The organism is Mycobacterium sp. PS03-16, from assembly GCF_004570325.1.
Taxonomy (GTDB): domain Bacteria; phylum Actinomycetota; class Actinomycetes; order Mycobacteriales; family Mycobacteriaceae; genus Mycobacterium.
Genome location: NZ_SPQO01000009.1, coordinates 54471 through 72041, shown reverse-complemented (window position 1 = coordinate 72041; position 17571 = coordinate 54471). Strand labels below are relative to the sequence as shown.

At 70.7% G+C, this 17571-nt stretch carries 14 protein-coding genes and 1 pseudogene; 7 read left to right on the top strand and 8 right to left on the bottom strand.

Going from position 1 to position 17571, the window contains the following annotated elements; genetic code table 11:
• Positions 1-57: 57 nt before the first annotated feature.
• Positions 58-1386: a replication-associated recombination protein A gene (locus tag E4P42_RS10235; protein WP_135125790.1), complete on the bottom strand. Its 1329-nt coding sequence runs from the start codon at positions 1384-1386 to the stop codon at positions 58-60.
• A gap of 17 nt (positions 1387-1403) precedes the next feature.
• Positions 1404-2246: a DUF3097 domain-containing protein gene (locus E4P42_RS10230; RefSeq protein ID WP_135125788.1), complete on the bottom strand. Its 843-nt coding sequence runs from the start codon at positions 2244-2246 to the stop codon at positions 1404-1406.
• A 49-nt stretch (positions 2247-2295) separates the two neighbouring features.
• On the opposite strand from E4P42_RS10230, the gene E4P42_RS10225 reads away from it, so the two are divergent.
• Genes E4P42_RS10225 through E4P42_RS10215 form a run of 3 tightly spaced genes read left to right on the top strand, consistent with a single transcriptional unit; the run spans position 2296 to position 4403 of the window.
• Positions 2296-2877, top strand: coding sequence for a hypothetical protein (locus E4P42_RS10225; protein ID WP_135125786.1), 582 nt, complete (start codon positions 2296-2298; stop codon positions 2875-2877).
• A 28-nt stretch (positions 2878-2905) separates the two neighbouring features.
• Positions 2906-3385 (top strand): MerR family transcriptional regulator, encoded by a 480-nt coding sequence (locus E4P42_RS10220; RefSeq protein ID WP_135125783.1) that lies wholly within the window; start codon positions 2906-2908, stop codon positions 3383-3385.
• A complete protein-coding gene (locus tag E4P42_RS10215; protein ID WP_135125781.1) occupies positions 3378-4403 on the top strand; it encodes an NAD-dependent epimerase/dehydratase family protein in 1026 nt (341 codons plus the stop codon). Before E4P42_RS10220 ends, E4P42_RS10215 begins: the two co-directional genes overlap by 8 nt.
• Here E4P42_RS10215 and E4P42_RS10210 read toward each other — a convergent pair.
• The 3 genes from E4P42_RS10210 to E4P42_RS10200 are packed head-to-tail and all read right to left on the bottom strand — an operon-like array spanning position 4400 to position 9001.
• Positions 4400-5476, bottom strand: a complete 1077-nt coding sequence (locus E4P42_RS10210; RefSeq protein ID WP_135125779.1) for a putative zinc-binding metallopeptidase — start codon at positions 5474-5476, stop codon at positions 4400-4402. The genes E4P42_RS10215 and E4P42_RS10210 overlap by 4 nt on opposite strands.
• The gene (locus tag E4P42_RS10205; protein WP_135125777.1) at positions 5469-6392 is read right to left on the bottom strand and encodes a transglutaminase family protein; all 924 of its coding nucleotides are present in this window, start codon (positions 6390-6392) and stop codon (positions 5469-5471) included. Before E4P42_RS10205 ends, E4P42_RS10210 begins: the two co-directional genes overlap by 8 nt.
• The gene (locus E4P42_RS10200; protein ID WP_135125775.1) at positions 6389-9001 is read right to left on the bottom strand and encodes a circularly permuted type 2 ATP-grasp protein; all 2613 of its coding nucleotides are present in this window, start codon (positions 8999-9001) and stop codon (positions 6389-6391) included. The genes E4P42_RS10205 and E4P42_RS10200 overlap by 4 nt, the downstream gene beginning before the upstream one ends.
• Positions 9002-9073: 72 nt before the next feature.
• Between E4P42_RS10200 and E4P42_RS27390 the strand changes: the two are divergent.
• Positions 9074-9456, top strand: a pseudogene (locus E4P42_RS27390) (MmcQ/YjbR family DNA-binding protein).
• On the opposite strand, the gene E4P42_RS10190 reads toward E4P42_RS27390, so the two are convergent.
• Positions 9428-9913 (bottom strand): helix-turn-helix domain-containing protein, encoded by a 486-nt coding sequence (locus tag E4P42_RS10190; RefSeq protein WP_135125772.1) that lies wholly within the window; start codon positions 9911-9913, stop codon positions 9428-9430. The pseudogene E4P42_RS27390 and the gene E4P42_RS10190 sit on opposite strands and share 29 nt — an antisense overlap.
• A gap of 98 nt (positions 9914-10011) precedes the next feature.
• On the opposite strand from E4P42_RS10190, the gene E4P42_RS10185 reads away from it, so the two are divergent.
• Positions 10012-11211, top strand: a complete 1200-nt coding sequence (locus tag E4P42_RS10185; RefSeq protein WP_135125770.1) for an acetyl-CoA C-acyltransferase — start codon at positions 10012-10014, stop codon at positions 11209-11211.
• A 49-nt stretch (positions 11212-11260) separates the two neighbouring features.
• Here E4P42_RS10185 and E4P42_RS10180 read toward each other — a convergent pair whose 3' ends face one another.
• Together E4P42_RS10180 and E4P42_RS10175 are read right to left on the bottom strand one after the other, a co-directional pair.
• Complete coding sequence (locus tag E4P42_RS10180; RefSeq protein ID WP_135126002.1) at positions 11261-11686, bottom strand: nitroreductase family deazaflavin-dependent oxidoreductase; 426 nt, start codon at positions 11684-11686, stop codon at positions 11261-11263.
• Between the two features lie 52 nt (positions 11687-11738).
• Positions 11739-12179, bottom strand: coding sequence for a nitroreductase family deazaflavin-dependent oxidoreductase (locus E4P42_RS10175; RefSeq protein WP_135125768.1), 441 nt, complete (start codon positions 12177-12179; stop codon positions 11739-11741).
• A 165-nt stretch (positions 12180-12344) separates the two neighbouring features.
• Between E4P42_RS10175 and E4P42_RS10170 the strand changes: the two genes are divergently transcribed.
• Positions 12345-16724, top strand: a complete 4380-nt coding sequence (locus E4P42_RS10170) for an AAA family ATPase (protein WP_209305742.1) — start codon at positions 12345-12347, stop codon at positions 16722-16724.
• Positions 16725-16759: 35 nt separating this feature from the next.
• On the top strand, positions 16760-17566 hold the full coding sequence (locus E4P42_RS10165; RefSeq protein WP_135125764.1) for a hypothetical protein: 807 nt from the start codon (positions 16760-16762) through the stop codon (positions 17564-17566).
• Positions 17567-17571: the final 5 nt, after the last annotated feature.

The window sequence follows — 17571 nt, the reverse complement described above, 5'->3', positions numbered from 1 at the left end:
CAACCTCAAGGTTGATAACAACGGTACGTTGCGGCGAGACGACGTGTCAAGGGGTCGTCAGCGGCGTTTGCGGATGATGGCGCGCAGCCTCTCGAGACGCCCGCCGATCTCGCGTTCGGCACCGCGTCCGGTGGGCCGGTAGTAGTCCACCCCCACCAGCTCGTCGGGCGGATACTGCTGCGACACAACGCCATCGGGATGGTCGTGGGAGTAGACGTAGCCGACGGCGTTGCCCAGCTTCGCCGCCCCGGAGTAGTGGCCGTCGCGCAGGTGCGCCGGCACCAGACCGGCCCGGCCGTTGCGCACGTCGGCCATCGCCGCACCGAGCGCGGTGGTCACGGCGTTGGACTTCGGTGCGGTCGCCAGGTGCACCGTTGCGTGCGCGAGCGTGAGTTGCGCCTCGGGCAGCCCGATCAGCTGCACCGTCTGCGCCGCGGCGACCGCCGTCGGCAGCGCGGTCGGGTCGGCCATCCCGACGTCCTCGCTGGCCAGAATCATCAACCGCCGGGCGATGAATCGCGGGTCCTCCCCCGCCACCAGCATGCGGGCCAGATAGTGCAGCGCGGCGTCCACGTCCGACCCGCGCACCGATTTGATGAAGGCGCTGACGACGTCGTAGTGCTGATCACCGTCGCGGTCGTAGCGGACCGCGGCCTTGTCCAGCGACTGCTCGACGATGTCGACGGTCACGATGCCCTCGGCCGCGGCGGCTGATTCGGCGGCCACCTCCAGGGCGGTGAGCGCACGGCGCGCGTCCCCGGCCGACAGCTGGACGAGCAGCGCCAGCGCATCCTCGGTGAGCTCGACGCGCCCGCCGAGGCCCCGCTGGTCGGCCACGGCGCGGCGCACCACCGTGGCGATGTCGTCGGGGGTGAGCGGCTGCAGCTGCAGGATCAGCGACCGCGACAGCAACGGGGCCACCACCGAGAACGACGGGTTCTCGGTGGTCGCCGCGACCAGCAGCACGATCCGGTTTTCCACCGCGGCCAGCAGCGCGTCCTGCTGGGTCTTGGAGAACCGGTGCACCTCGTCGATGAACAGCACCGTCTGGCGGCCGTGCAGCAGCGCCTGCCGGGCCTGGTCGATGACCGCGCGCACCTCCTTGACCCCGGCCGACAGCGCCGAGAGCGCCTCGAACCGCCGGCCGGTCGCGTGCGAGATCAGCGACGCCAGCGTCGTCTTCCCGGTGCCCGGCGGACCGTAGAGGATCACCGACGCCGCGCCGGAACCCTCCACCAGGCGCCGCAGCGGAGAGTTCGGTTTGAGCAGGTGTTGCTGGCCGACGACCTCGTCGAGCGCGGCCGGGCGCATCCGCACCGCCAGCGGCGCGGACGCCGGCGCGGGAGTCTCGCCGTCAGCCGGCAGATCGAACAGCGAGTCGGACACGTCTCGTGCTTACCACGTCAGGAGGACCCGGGCGCCGTCACGAAATCGATCAGCTCCTCCACCCGGCCGATCAGCTCGGGCTCCAGGTCGGTCCAGTCCCGGACGCGGCCGCGGATGTGCTGCCAGGCCCGGGCGATGTCGGCCTGATCGGCGTGCGGCCAGCCCAGCGCCTCACATACGCCGTGCTTCCAGTCCGTGCCGCGCGGCACCGCCGGCCAGGCCTTCGCGCCGATGCGCGCCGGCTTCACCGCCTGCCAGATGTCGATGTAGGGATGCCCCACCACCAGCGTGTGCGCCCCGTACGGCCCGCGGCTCACGGTGTCGGCGATCCGCGACTCCTTGCTGCCTGCCACCAGGTGGTCGACCAGCACACCGAGCCGCCGCCCGGGACCGGGACGGAAGTCCTCGACGATCGCGGCGAGGTCGTCGACGCCGCCGAGGTACTCGACCACCACGCCTTCGATGCGCAGGTCCTCGCCCCACACCTGTTCGACGAGTTCGGCGTCATGGCGGCCCTCGACGTAGATGCGGCTGGCCAGCGCGACGCGAGCCCGCGCACCGGACACCGCCACCGAGCCTGACGCGGTGCGCGCGGCCACCGGCGCGGTCCGCTTGGGCGGAGTGAGGATGACGGGCCGGCCCTCCAGCAGGAAGCCGGGGCCCAGCGGGAACGCGCGCACCTTGCCGTGCCGGTCCTCGAGCTCGACGCGGCCCTGCTCGACGCGCACCACGGCGCCGACGTACCCGGACTGGGCGTCCTCCACGACCAGGCCCGGTTCCACCGCGTGTTCGGTGGAACGCGGACGTTTCGACGCATGCGGGTTGCGGGCCAGCACGTCACGGCCGTAGCGATCGGTCACCGGGAGATCGTAGGGACGGCGGCGGTGATCCCGGCCTAACATCGGGCGCGTGTTGCTCAACCGCGCCACGGCCGACGGCATCGCCGCCGGCCGGGTCACCCTGGTGCTGCGGCGGTGGGACGCACCGCGGGCGAAGGCCGGCGGCTCGCAGCGCACCCCGGCGGGCACGGTGCGCATCGACGGGGTCACCGAACGGCCGGGCGACTACCGCGTCACCGACGCGCAGGCCCGGGCGGCGGGGTTCCGCGACGCCGCGCACGCCCAGCGCGAACTCGACCGCCGGGCCGCCCGGCACACCTACCTGATCGAGGTGTCCTACCTGGCACCCGACGAACGGCCGGACCTCGCCGCCGACGACACGCTGAGCGAGGCCGACATCGCGGCCATCGACGCCCGCCTCGACCGCTGGGATGCCGCGACCGAACCGTGGACCCGGCGGTACCTCGCGCTGATCGCGGGCAACGAAGCCGTACGCGCCCCCGACCTCGCAGCCCGGGTCGGCGTCGACGTACCGCGCTTCAAGCGGCGCGTGCGCCAGCTGAAGGGTCTGGGCCTGACGATCAGCCTCGACGTCGGATACCGGGTGTCGCCCCGCGGTCGCAGATACCTCGCCGCGCAGCGCTTGACTTGAAGCGCTTCATGTTCGCGATAGTGGGGTCATGAGCACCGATCTCACCGAATCGCGAGTCGACCTGACCATCCAGCAGGTCGCCCGCCGCACGGGGCTGGCCGAATCGGCACTGCGCTACTACGAACGCATCGGCCTGATCGACCCGGTGCCCCGCGATGATAGCAGCGGTCACCGCCGCTATCCCCCCGATCTGGTGGCTGCCGTCGAGGCGCTCGCGTGTCTGCGCGGCAGTGGGATGTCCGTCACCGACATGCGCGCCTACGTCGCCAACATGCGCCGTGGTGCGGCCGCCGCGGCCGACCAGCACCGCCTGTTCGCCGGGCAGGCCGGCCGGCTGCGACGCGAAGTCGAACGGCTGCAGGTCCGCGCACGCTACGTCGAGGCGAAGGCCGAACTCTGGGCGGCCCGCGAACGCGACGACGCCGCCGCCGAGCAACGCCTGGTGCCGGTGCTCACCGAACTCGCCGACGCGCTGCTGGCCGACGAGCGAGGGACCGTCCATGAGTGAGCGCAGCACCGTCCTGGTCACCGGCGGTTCCGGCTTCCTGGCCGGCCACGTGCTCGCCCGCCTCCTCCAGGACGGGTATCCCGTCCGCACCACGGTGCGTACGCCCCGCCGGGCCGACGACGTCCACACCACCCTGACCCGGGCCGGCGCCGACACCGCCGCACTCACCACCGTCACGGCGGATCTCACCGCCGACGGCGGCTGGCCCGCCGCCCTCGACGGGGTCGGCCATGTCCTGCACGTCGCCTCACCGTTTCCGGCGCGCCAGCCCCGCAACGAGGACGACGTCATCGTCCCGGCGCGCGAGGGGACGCTGCGGGTGCTGCGCGCCGCGGCTGCCGCAGGCGTCCCTCGCGTGGTGATGACGTCGTCGTTCGCCGCGATCGGCTACAGCCCCAAAGCCGGCGGCGCGCCGTATGACGAAACCGACTGGACCGACACCGCGGCACGGCAGTCGCCGTACGTGAAATCGAAGACCCTCGCCGAACGTGCGGCGTGGGACTTCGTCGCCACCGCGGATCTCGAACTGACCGTCGTGAACCCGGTGGGCATCTTCGGCCCCGTGCTGGGCACCGAGGTGGCGAGTTCGGTCGGCTTGATCCAGGCGTTGCTCGACGGCAAACCGCCGGTGCTGCCCCGGGCGTCGTTCGCAGTGGTCGACGTCCGTGACGTCGCCGATCTGCACGTCCGGGCCATGACCTCCGCGGCCGCGGCCGGCGAGCGCTTCCTGGCCTCGGCGGGGCAACCCGTCACCCTGCCGGAGATCGCCGCGATCCTGCGGAGCCGGCTCGGCGACCGGGGCCACCGTGTGCCGCGATGGACCGCACCGGACTGGCTGGTGCGCAGGGCGGCCCGGATGTCACCGTCGCTGGAGACCTTCGCCGAGCTGCTCGGCGAACCCAAGCGCCTCTCGATCGGGAAGTCGACCGACGTGCTCGGGTGGCGGCCGCGGCCGGTGGCCGACACGATGACCGATACCGCGTTGAGCCTGTTGGACCGCGTGCCGCTTGCGCGCTAGCTCTGCTGCTGCTGGTGGGTGGTGCTGACGCTGGCCAGTTTGGCCGGGTCCGAGGTGATCTCGTCGATCACGGTGTGGAGGAAGCGCATTTTCTCCAGCACCGGTGGCGGCAGCACGAACGGGTAGAGGTCGTCTCGGCCCATCGACCGGTTCACCATGTTCAGCGCCCACGACAGCGGCAGCCACATCTCGATGATGGTGTCGAAGCCACTGCGTCCCAGCACACGTCGCTCGAACGTGGCGCCCGCCGGGGCGAAACCGAACGCGGCGGCGGTGTCGAGCGTGTCCCGGATGTGCAGATAGTGCGCGAACGTCTCGGCCCAGTCCTCGGCCGGATGCATGGTGGCGTAGGAGGACACGTGGTCGGCCTCCCACCCGTCGGGTGCGCCCTGGCTGTAATGGCGGTCGAGTGCGGCCTGATAGTCGGTGTCGGGGTCGCCGAACAGTTCGGTGAACCGTGCGAGGTACGCCGGTGACGGCCCGATCAGCCGGTAGAAGTAGTAATGCCCGATCTCGTGACGGAAATGCCCGAGCAGGGTCCGGTACGGCTCGTCCATCGCGACGCGCAACCGCTCCCGGTGCACGTCGTCGCCTTCGGCGAGGTCGAGGGTGATGATCCCGTTCGCGTGGCCGGTGAACACCTTCTCCGCCTCGCTGGACAGCAGATCGAAGGCCAGGCCGTAGTCGGGGTCCTCGTCACGGCCGACGATCGGCAGTTTGAGTTCGTGCAATTCGGCGATCAGCCGTCGCTTCGCGCGTTCGGCGACGGCGAACGCCGCCAGCGCCGTGGTGTCGGTGTCCTGCGGCCGGGTCCGGGTCAGCGCGCAGGACGCGCACAACTGCGCGACGGGCCCCTTCTCCACCAGCCAATTGCATTCGGCCAGATGCATGTTCGCGCACAGCCGGTACTGCCGCTCGGACACCGCACCGGCATGGTCGCTGTCGGCGGGCGGCGCGATCACCAGCAGGGCCATGTCGTCGAGTGAGAACCCGAGCGCGCTCCCGCAGTTCAGGCACAGCGAGTTCTCGAAGGCCAGCCGCTGCCCACAGTTGGGGCAGTTGAAATCACGCATCGACCATCCCGTTCGGCCACGGCGCCACGTCGACCGACACCTGGATCGCGCTGCTGTCGGAGTCGGTGTAGATGATCCCGCGCAGCGGAGGCACGTCGGCGTAGTCGCGGCCGATGCCGACCACGATGTAGCGCTCGTCCTCCATCTGATCGTTGGTGGGATCCAGCCCCAGCCACCGGCCCTGGGGGGTCCACACCGACGCCCAGGCGTGCGTCGCATCGATGCCCACCATGCGTTCCTTTCCGGGAGGTGGGTCCGTCGCCAGGTAACCCGAGACGTAACAGGCGGCCAGACCGTGAGCGCGCAGGCAGGCGACCGCCAGCCGGGCGAAGTCCTGACATACCCCCTCGCGCGCCGCCAAAACCTCGCTGACCTTCGTCGACACGGTGGTCGAACCGGACCGGTAGGCGAAGTCGCGATGGATGCGTGAGGTGAGGTCGCCGAGCACGTCGATCAGCGGGCGGCCGGCCGGGAAACTCGGCGCGGCGTACTCGCGCACGGCGTCGGTGATCTCCGGCGGCGCCAGGTCGAGGGTGAACTCGCATGCCAGCGCGCCGTCGGCACCGATAGGCCGGGCGAGTTCCCATGGCGCACCGGCCGATCCACTGTCGTACGTACCGGGGCCCGGCGGGTCCACTTCGACCACCGACCGGCTCAGCACGTTCAGTTCGCGGTGCGGCTCGGTCACGTGGAAGTACGAGCTGAGATTGCCGTAGCCGTCGCGGCTGGTGGACTCGTCGGCCGGGCGCGGGTCGACCTGCAGGTCGTGGCTGCGTCGGCGCTGGCGCGCCGAGTCGCGCGGGGTGAGGAATCCACGACCGTAGGAGCTGGTCACCACGTCGGAATAGCGGTAGACCGTGCGGTGAGTGACCCGGTAGGTGCGGGTGCCGGGATCGGGTAGCGGGCCGGCGGTCACGGCACCACCAGCCGGGCCGCGGGCCCCCACAGCGGCTGTATGCCGCCGGGGAGCGAGAGATGCGTTGCGGTGATGACTTTCGACAACGTCCGCAGATCGCAGTGCACGCTGTCGAGGAGTTCGACCAGCTCGGCCCGCCGGCCGTCCGCGGTCACCGTCTCGAGGTCGTCGGGGTCCACCCGGCGCAACCGGGTGATCAGGTCGTCGACCAGCCGTTCGGGTCGTGACGACCCCGACGCGTGCGGCAGCGTCCGCAACGCCGACCGCAACCGGTCGAATTGGAAGTGCAGCGAGCGTGGATTGTCCGCGTCGAACAGCACCAGGTCGGCGACGGCTGCGACGCTGACGGCGCCCAGCGTGCGGCGCCGGTAGATGATCGCCGATTCGCATGCCAGAAGCGCTGATTCGGTGACCGCCTGCTCGGCGTCGGGGGTCCGCGCCTCGGCCAGTGCGGCGCGCAGCAGGGAGGTCAGCCCGAGTCCCCGTTCCAGGCGCTTGCCGATGTCGCGCATCGTCCATCCGGTGTCGCGGATCATCGACTCGGCGGACACCCCGGACAGCGCCAGCATGCCGGCCAGCGTGGCGCTCAGCGCCGAGGCCAGGTAGGCGTCGCCCTCGGCGTGCGAATCCGGCGGTGTGGCGGACGACCGCAGGACCGCGCGTTCGACGGCCGCCAGCACCATCCAGGTGTCGTTGGACATCTGGTCGCGTACCGAACGCGCCGCCAACCCGAGTCGCTCGACCGACTGGGCCAGCGACCCTGCGCGGTGGCGGTCGGCGGTCACGGCCCACAGGGTGGTCGGCGCGGTCGCGATCATCTCGGCGTGGTCGCCCGATGCGCCGGTGTCGGTCCCGGTGATCTCGCCGAGTGCGGCCAACAGCACCGGGACACACGCACTGGCATCGGTGTCCTGCCGGTAGCGGTACTCGTGGAATCGCTCGCGGGTGACGGTGAGCAACCGGGCGGTGTACTCGGCGCGCTCGGCGTAGCGGCCCAGCCAGTACAAGTCCGAGAGCACGCGCGGTGAGCTGACTTCGCGGCTGCGCCGGGCGGTGAGTCGCGGCGTCCGGGCCGGCCCGACGGCCGGCGCGGGGCGTCCGGGTGTGACGCGTGCCGAGGTGCGGACCCACACGTCCTTGGCGGCGACCGTGTCGAGCGTGAACGCCGCGGTGCCGGACGCCAGCAGGTACCCCAGTCCGCCGATCATCGGGGTGTACCCGCCGCGGCCGGCGACGGTGAACAGGCGCATCCCGACACCGGCCGCCGACACCCCGCGGAGGTGCACGGTCGGCGTCGACGAGAACTGCGGCAGCTCCCGCCCGACCCACCGCCAGGGGTCGGCTTCGATGCGGGCGGCCAGCACCTCGCGCTGGCGGGCCGAGAGCGCCGGACCCACGATCGTCTCCGAGCCGGTCACCGAGGAGATCACCAGCGACCCCAGGCGGCCCAACAGATGCGCGCGTTCGAGATCGAGGCCGCCCCAGTAGGCCGGCACGCTGTCGAGCAGTGGGGTCTCGTCGAGGAGTGCGGCCGCGAGTTCGGGCAGGAAGCGCAGCAGTGCGGGGCTTTCGAGGACCCCGCTGCCGAGGGTGTTGACGACCGTGACCGCGCCTCGGCGCAGGACCTCGACCAGTCCGGCCACGCCGAGACGCGAGTCGGCCCGCAGGTCCAGCGGGTCGGCGAACTCGGCGTCCACCCGGCGCAGCACGACGTCGACGCGTTGCAGTCGGCCCAGGGAGCGCATCCACAGCGCGCCGTCGCGGACCACCAGGTCGGGGCTCTCGACCAGCGGGAAGCCCAGCACACTCGCGAGATACGCCTGGTCGAAGGCGGTTTCGGACTGGCTGCCGGGGCTGAGCACGACGACCACGGGCTCTTCGGCGGCGTCCGGGGCGGCGTCGATCAGCGCGAGCCGCAACGCCTGCGCCCACGGGGACACCGGGCGCGGGCCGATCCGCTCGTAGAGCTCGGGCACGGCGTGCGCCACCACGCGGCGGTCGGCCAGCGCGTAGCCCGCGCCCGACGGCGCCTGGGTCCAGTCGGCGTTGACGCGGAAGGCGCCGTCGGCCCCGCGGCTGACATCGCATCCGTGCAGGAACAGCTGCCGCCGACCGGGCACCTGGATGCCGCGGGCGGCCCGCACATACCCGGGGTGGGAGAAGACGAGCTGGGGCGGCAACACACCGGAGGTGAGGCACCGCTGGGGACCGTAGAGGTCGGTGAGCACCGCGTCCAGCAGCCGCGACCGCTGCACCAGCCCCGCTTCGAGCACGTCCCAGTCGGCGGCCGGGACCAGTAGGGGCAGCCCGTCGAGGCGCCACCCGCCCGGGGCGCCGTCGTCGCCGTGCCGGTAGGTGATGCCGTCCTGATCGACGCGGTCCCGCACCACCTCACCGAGCCGGTGGAGGCCGCCCCTGCCCCGCTCGGCCACGCACTGCGCCAGCTCCCGCCAGGCGGGCCGGATGTCGCCTGCGGCGTCGACGAATTCGTCGTAGCCGGTCCGGGCCGCGCCGCGGATGTCGAACAGCGCCTGCTGCGCGCGTGCGGCGCGGTAGTCGGCGAGCACGCCTTCGACGTCGGTGTACCCGGGCGCCGGCTCGATGCCCATCCGCTGATCCCACCACACGCGTTGCGCGGTTGCACGACACCACGGTGCGCGTGCCGGAGTAACGTCAGCGCCGTGGCCACCTGGGCTGATGTGGACGGCATTGTCGGGCGACTGCCCGAGACGGCACAGACGGCGCCGCGCAACTGGCGGGTGCGCACCAAACTGGTCGCCTGGGAGCGTCCGCTGCGTAGGGCCGACCTCGCGGCGCTGGGCGCCGATGCGCCGCAGGGCGACATCCTCGGCGTGCGGGTGGCCGACGAGGGGGTGAAGTTCGCGCTGATCGCCGACGATCCGCAGGTCTACTTCACGACCCCGCATTTCGACGGGTACCCGGCGGTGCTGATCCGGCTCGCGGCAATCGACGCCGCACAGTTGGCCGAGGTGATCACCGAGTCGTGGCTGGTGCAGGCGCCCCGGCGGCTACAGCTAGGGCGTATCTGGCCGACCGCGGCTGACCAGTCGCATACCGAGCTCGTCGGCGGGCACCTCGTGCCCTGCGGCGCAACGGATCTCGACCGTGGCCTCCGCGCCGCAGCCCAGGTGCGTCAGGCGCAGCCGGCTGTCGTCGACGTGTCGGCGGCCCCACTCGAACATCGCCCACACCACCGGCATGAAGTCCCGGCCGGCGTCGGTGAGGACGTATTCGTCGCGGCGGCGCTGACCGGGTTCCTGGTAGGGGCGCCGCTCCAGCAGGCCGGCGTCGACCAGTTCGGTCAGGCGGGCCGATGCGGCGGCCTTGGTCACCCCGACCCGCCGCCAGAAGTCCTCGAAGCGGGTGGTGCCGTAGAAGGCCTCCCGCATCAGCAGCATCGACGTCTTGGTGCCCAGCAGCGTCATCGTCTTCTCGATCGGGCACTGCCCCACCGCCGTCCACGCGTCGCGGTCGGCGAGAGGGCCCTGCAGGACGGCCACGGAAATCTTCTCCCTTGCTGGGTTGTTATCACTATACCCAGATGGTACACATCTGGGTAAACCAAACCCTACTCAGAAGCGGGACCCAGGAGGCAGTCATGACCGGATTCGCAGGACGCGACGCCGTCATCGTCGGGGCGGTACGAACGCCCATCGGCAAGGGCAAGGTCACCGGCGGGTTGCACGACGTGCTGCCGGCCGACCTGCTCGCCCACAGCCTCACCGAACTCGTCGCCCGCACCGGCGTCGACCCGGCGCTGATCGACGACGTCATCGCCGGCGCAGTCACCCAGGTGGGCGATCAGTCCGTGAACATCGCCCGCAACGCGCTGCTCGGGGCGGGCTTCCCGGAGTCGGTGCCCGGGACCACCGTCGACCGTCAGTGCGGCAGCAGCCAGCAGGCGATCAGCTTCGCCGCCCAGGGCGTGGTCTCCGGGGCCTACGACATCGTCATCGCCGCCGGGGTCGAATCCATGGGCCGGGTGCCGATGGGGTCCTCGGTGCTGCCCGGCAGTAACCCGTTCGGTGCGCGCTTCGCCGAACGCTATCCAGAAGGGCTGGTGCCGCAGGGCATCTCGGCCGAGCTGATCGCCGCCGAGTGGGGCTTCTCGCGCGCCGAACTCGACGAGTTCTCCGCGGGCAGCCACGAGAAGGCGGCCGCCGCGACCAAGGAGGGCCGGTTCGACAACGAACTGGCCCCGATCGCCGGGCTGAGCACCGACGAGATCGTCCGCCCGGGCACCACCGTCGAGACGCTGGCGGGCCTCAAGCCGGCCTTCTACCACCCGGCCTACGAGCAGCGCTTCCCGCAGATCACGTGGGAGATCACCGCGGGCAACTCCTCACCGCTGTCGGACGGCAGCGCGGCGGTGCTGATCACCACCACCGAAGTGGCCCGCCGGATGGGGCTGCGTCCGCTGGCACGCATCCACACCGCCACCGCGGTCGGCTCTGATCCGCTGTACATGCTGACCGGGGTGATCCCCGCGACCGAGAAGGTGCTCACCCGCGCCGGGCTCACGTTGGCCGACATCGACCTGTTCGAGGTCAACGAGGCGTTCGCGCCGGTGGTGCTCGCCTGGGCTGAGGATGTTTCCGGGGGATCACCGGCGCCTGTGCTGACCAAGACCAACGTCAACGGCGGCGCCATCGCGATCGGCCATCCGCTGGGGGCCAGCGGCGTGCGGATCATGACCACACTGGTCAACGCGCTCGAACAGCGCGGCGGCCGCTACGGCCTGCAGACGATGTGCGAGGCCGGCGGCATGGCCAACGCCACGATCATCGAACGGTTGTGAGCGATTTCGGTGGCGGGGGTCGCGGCTATCGCGACCAACGACACCGACATCACGCCCTGACGAGTTCGAAGAGCGGGATGACCCGCGTCGTCTTGGCCTGGTACTCGCCGAACTGCGGGGCCTTCTCGACGACGCGGGGGTACAGCGCGTCGCGTTCGTCGCGGGGCAGTTCGCGGGCGTCGGCCTCGTAGGCGTCGGTCCCGATCTCGACCCGCACCCTGGGCTGGGCGCGCAGGTTGTGCACCCACGAGGGTGCCGTCGGGGCGCCGCCGAACGAGCCGGCGATCAGGATCCGGCCGTCGATGTCGAAGTACACCAGCGGCGATATCCGTGGTTGTCCGGACTTGGCCCCGACCGTGGTCAGCAGGATCAGATCGGACCCGGCGAACGGACCACCGACCTTGCCGCCGTTGGCGCGGAACTCCTCGACCACCTTGCGGTTGACGTCGTCGAGCACGCTGCGGTCCGTGGCCATCTTGGCTGTATCGATCTCAGTCACGATCTTGTCGACCGGATCGAGGCCGGATCTATTCCCGGGTGAGTTCGAACAGCGGGATGATGCGGGTGGTCTTGGCCTGGTAGTCGGCGAACACCGGCGCGAACTCGACGATCTTCGGGTACAGCGCGTCGCGCTCCGCGGACGGCAGTTCACGCGCGGTGACGTCGTAGGCCTCGGTGCCGATCTCGATGTGCGCCCGGGGGTTGGCGCGCAGATTGTGCACCCACGCCGGGGACTTCGGCGCGCCCGCGTAGGACCCGACGATCAGCATCCGGCCGTCGATGGTCAGACAGGCGAGCGGCGAGATGCGGGGCTGCCCGGATCTGGCCCCGACGGTGTGCAGCAACAGCAGGGTGGCGCCGGCGAACGGGCCGCCGACCTGCCCGCCGTTCGCGCGGAACTCCTCGACGATGCGTGCGTTGAAGTCCTCGAGTGCGCCGGTGTCGGCGACGAGTCTGTCCTTGTCCATATCGGATCCGACTGTAATGACACGGCGCGCGCGGCGTCCATCCCACCGCGCCGGCTCTTCGGCGTTCGCTGGGTTTGCCACGGATGAGCGGCACTTGTTGACACCGCACGTAGATGACATCGAATGTCGCTGACCACTCTGCGCTGTGACGGTCCGGTCAATAGCATGTCCGGTGGATGTGTCCGTAGGGGAACGGTGTGCACCGTGACGAATTCGGTTCTCGATGTCGACGGCCGGGTCGTCGGCCGCCGGCGGGAGCTGGCCGAGCTACGCGCCGCCGTGGACGCGGCCGAACGCGACACGGCAGCGTGCATCCTGCTCAGCGGCCCTGCCGGAGTGGGCAAGTCGACGCTGATGCAGACGTTCGGCGCTGAACTGCGCAGCCACGACTGCGTCTTCGCCTACGGCCGGTGCCGCGACGGCGACGCCGCGCCGTACGCAGCCATCGGCGATGCGCTCGCCTCGATCGTGCGCATCATGGAGTCGACCGGTGCGGCCGAGCGGGACAGCTGGCGCACGGACCTGATCGCCGGAATGTCCACACTCACCGGAGTCCTCGACGACCTGGTGCCCGAACTCTGCGACTTCGTCGGCACCTCCCCCGGTGTGGCAGGCCTGGACGCCGCCGACGCCCGCCGGCGGCTGCACCGCGCGGCCATCAGGCTGGTGTCGGACACCGCGTCCTACCGACCCGTGGTGCTGGCGATCGATGACCTGCAGTGGGCGGATCGCGACTCCCTGCTGCTGCTGTCCGAACTGCTGACCGTGGCGCCTCGCCGGGTCGTACTCCTCGGTGCGCACCGGACAGGCGAATTTGACTCGGAGCGTGCGGGATTCACCCCGGCGTCGCCGCGGCGCATCGAACTCGGGCCGCTCAGCCGCACCGAGGTGGAGGAACTGCTCGCCGCGGTGGGTGGGCGCGGCGTCGAGCTGGCCGATGTGGTGGACGAAGTGCACCACCGGACCGGGGGCAACCCGCTGCACGTCCGCCAGCTCCTGTACCGCGCACAACGAGAGGGCGCGCTCATCGCGGACGGCGCGGGCGGACGGCCCCGCTGGGATCTGCGCATGCTGTCGTCGATCGAGATGACCGCCACGACCGCGGAGTTCCTCGGGCACTATCTCGACCAATTACGGCCCGTCGACCGGGCGGTGCTGAGTTCGCTGACGTGCATCGGCGGGGAGTTCGATCTCGACGATGCGACCGCGGCGGCCGAAGAGCCGGCCGAGGTGGTCGCCCAGGCGCTGTGGCACTGCCTCGAGCACCGGCTGCTCGACGCGGTCGACAGCGGCGGGCGGCGGATCGCGAACACGATCAGCCGCGACGCGCGCTACCGGTTCAGCCATGACCGGGTCCGGGAGGCCGCGCGCGAGGGTCTCGCCGAGGACGCCCGGCGCGCCACGCACCTGCGGATGGCCCGGCGCCTGGTCACCCTCGGCGACGGGCGGTTGTTCGACGCGGCCCGCCACATCGGGCTCAGCGGCGGCGACCTCGCGGACGACGCGGAACGTGTCCGCTTCGTCGAGGTGCAGCACCGCGCGGCACGCAAGGCGCGGGCGCAGGCGTCGTTTCCGCTGGCCCTCGAGTACTGCCGAGGCGGTTTGACGCTGCTGGGTGCGAACCGGTGGACCGCTCACTTCACGCAGGCGCGTGAGCTGCAGTTGGCGGCCGCCGACGCCGCCCTGCTGGTCGGTGAGGTGGCGGCGTTGCACGACCTGCTCGACGAGGCGGACCGGGTGCTGCACGAGCCGGCCGACCGCGCCCGGCTGGCGTACCTGCGGCTGAAGGGGCGGGTGGCCCAGAACCGGTTGCGCGAGGCGCTGGAGATCGGTCTGCGGGCCCTCGACGACCTCGGTGAGCCGTTGCCGTCGGACGCGGGCAAGCCACGGATGGCCAATGCGCTGGTGCAGATGAAGCTGGCGACCCGGCGCTGGACCACCGACCGTCTGCTGCGCCTGCCGCACTGCACGGACGGCCGGGTCATCGAGGTGCAGCGCATTCTCAGCGAACTGCGCAGCATGTCGTACATCGTGCGGCCCAACCTGTTTCCGCTCATCGTCCGCAAGCAACTCGATCTCACCCTGGCTCATGGACACACGCCGAGCTCCCCGCTGGTGCTGGTCGCCTACGGGCTGTTGCTGGTGATGACCGGCGATCTCGCGGGCAGTCAGCGGTTCGGCGAGGTGAGTCTGCGGCTGGCCGAACGCGACGAATTCGTCGAGGCGCGCCCGCAGACCGTGTTCATGTACCTCAACTTCATCCGGCACTGGCGGCACCCGCTGCGCGACGGGCTCGCCCAGCTCCGCGACGCCGTCACCGACGCCCTCGATCAGGGTGACCAGGAGTACGCCGGATTCCTCGCGGCCGTGCTGCTGTCGCAGTCGTTCTGGGTCGGCCGGCCGCTGGCCGAGATCGACGTGCTGGCCCGGACGCTGGTACCCGACATCCGTTCTCAGCCGGCGCCGCTGGGACTCTGCCAGGCCATGCAGCAGTTCTGCCTGAACCTCATGGGGCGCAGCGAAGACCCGTTCCTGCTGGCCGGTGAAAGCGGCTACGACGAGCGCAAGGTGCTCCCCGAGGCGCGGCGCGAGGGCGACGAGGTGGCGCTGAGTTCGGCCGCCACGATGAAGCTCGGACTGCACTTCTGGTGCGGCGACTACGCCGGCGCCGTCGGCGTCGCGGACGAGGCGCTGACCCACGCCGGCGGCATGGCGGGCACGGCGATCCTGCAGTACATCCACATGACGAGCGCGCTGAGCCGGATCCACGCCGCGCCCGCCGATCTATCGACCGCTCAGGCCGTGCGCCGCTCGCTGGCGCTGCACCGGAAGTGGGCAGCGGCCGCCCCGGCCAACTACGCCGCGCCGTACGCGCTGATCGAAGGGGTGCGCGACCGCAGCCGCGGGCGGCACCACCGCGCCGAGCGACACCTCGAACAGGCGATGCAGCTGGCCGGGCAACATCAGCTGCCGCTGATCGGGGCGCTCGCGCACGAGGAGGCCGCGACGCTCTACGTCGACACCGGCCGGTCCACGCTCGGCGAGCACATGCTGCGCACCGCCTATCAGATGTGGCTGAGCCAGGGCATGACGGTGCGCGCAGGTCGGCTGGCGCGGTCGCATCCATGGCTGCTCAGCCGCGACCTGGTGTCGGCCGGCGGCACGGGAGTGGACCCGGGCAACGCGCATCGCGTCATGCGGGCGCTGGCGGGGGCGCGGACGCCCGACCGGCTGGGCGCCGTCGTCGTGGCCACCGTGGCCGACCTCACCGGCGCGAGCCGGGTCGTCCTGCTGACCGGTGAGGCGCAGGACATGACCGTGCGGGTGGTCCGCGAGGGGGCCGACACAACGACGATCGACGGGCCCTGGAACGAAATCGACTACGACCGGGCTGTTGTCGGTCGTGTGGTGGACAGCGGCGCCCCGGTGACCACCGCGGGCGAACCCGCGCGCGGGTCGGCCCGACGGCTCCGTCACCGCCTTCCGGCGATACTGGCCGTGCCGATCCAGGTGCAGGAGAGGACCATCGGCGTGGTCTACGCCGAACACCGGGATCCGGAGCGGTCGTTCACCGTCCGCGACGAGGAGGCGGTCAGCTTCCTGTGCGACCAGGCCGCCGCACCGCTGTGGAACTTCCAGCTCGAGGCCCGGTTGCGGGCCGCCGACGAGCACCGGCAGTCGCTGATGGATGTGCAGTCGAGATTCGTCCCGAATGAACTGCTGCGCATCCTCGACATCGACGATCTGCGCCGGGTGCGCAACGGCTACCGCGTCGAGCGGGTGATGACCGTGCTGATCTCCGACATCCGCGGTTACACGACGCTGCTCGAGGACATGACCGTCTCCGAGGCCGGAAACCTCGCCATGGGTTTCATGCGGGCCGTCGAGGTGCCGATCGTCTCCTTCGGCGGCATGATCCAAGACGTCCGCGGCGACGAGATCGTCGCCATCTTCGAAGGCGATCCCGACAACGCGGTGCGGGCCGGGCTGGCGATGTTGCGCGCGTTGCGGGACCACAACCGCGAGCGCACGGCGCTGGGGTCCGAGGAGCTGCGGGTGGGCATCGGCATCAACACCGGCACCGTGGGGGTCGGCCTGGTCGGCGGGGTGAACCGGATGGTGCTGACCATCATCGGTGACGCGGTCAATCTGGCGGCGCGCATCGAGAGCACCAACAAGCGCTACGGTTCCGCGCTGCTGATCTCGGACGCCACGCACACCCGGCTGGCCGACCGCGACCAGTTCGACATCCGCCGGATGGAGCGGGTGATGGTGGTCAACCGGCGGCGCCCGGTGACGATCCACGAGGTCTACGACGACGATCCGGCGCCGCTGCGCGAGGCGAAACGGGCCGCGCAGCCCACCTTCGACCACGCGTTCGCGCTCTTCGACGCGGGCGACTTCGAGGGTGCGCGTGCCGTTTTCGAGCGGTGTTGCCGCCTGCTACCCGATGACCCCATCGCCTCGCTGCACCTCACCCACTGTGAGGCGATGGCGCACGGCGAGCTCTCACCCGGTCAGGGATTTGCGCTCGTCCACAAGTAACCGACTATGCATCGACACACGAGGGGGGCACGAAGATGTATCTGAGCGCGGAGCGGATGGCGCTGGCCAATCAGACCGTGATGGAGACGTTTGAGCAGACCTGCGTTGCCTGGCAGACGATTCCTCACTGGGACGTCGGCGACCCCGGTGCAACCAGGGTGCGCGACGACGTCATGAACAAACCGAGTTTCATCGATCTCAAACCCGAGGCCGAGCCGTTTCAGCTCACCCTGGTCCAGGCCGGCGCGCCCACCCCCGACTCGCTACTCTCCGAGGTGATGGCCGCGGCGGTCAAGCTCGCAGGCAAAGTCGACACCAAGATCATCACCGAGTTGCGCACCAAGGCTTCGAAAGCAGTCGAACTTCCCGGCGTCGACCCGGAGCCGAAGAACATCATCCCGACGCTGATCGATGCTCGCGCCCACTTAGAGGACAACGGGTTCCGCGCGCCAACCTGCCTCCTCACCAACACGCAGGGCCTCAAAGTCCTCAGTGCCTTCGTCGGCGGTTACCCGGCCACCGAGTCGTTGCTGACCGCAGCCAATGTCAATGCACTGCACCGGGTCTCGCAGTTGGACAAGGCCGTCGACGCAGGCGGTGGCACATCCCGGGCGGCCGCCGTCATGCTCATGCTCGGCCGCCGGCAGCGCATCGCCCACAACGCTGCTGCCGACGCGTCGCCCGGCGAAGAACCGGTCGACCTGGCGATCAGCGTCATGCCCGGCGTCGCGGTGCTCGGCGAAACCACCGGCGGTCATGTCGAAGTCGAGGTACGCATCCGCTTCGCGATCAGGGTCAAGGACGCCACGGGCATCGTTGCGGTGGTCGACGAAAAGAACTGACCGAC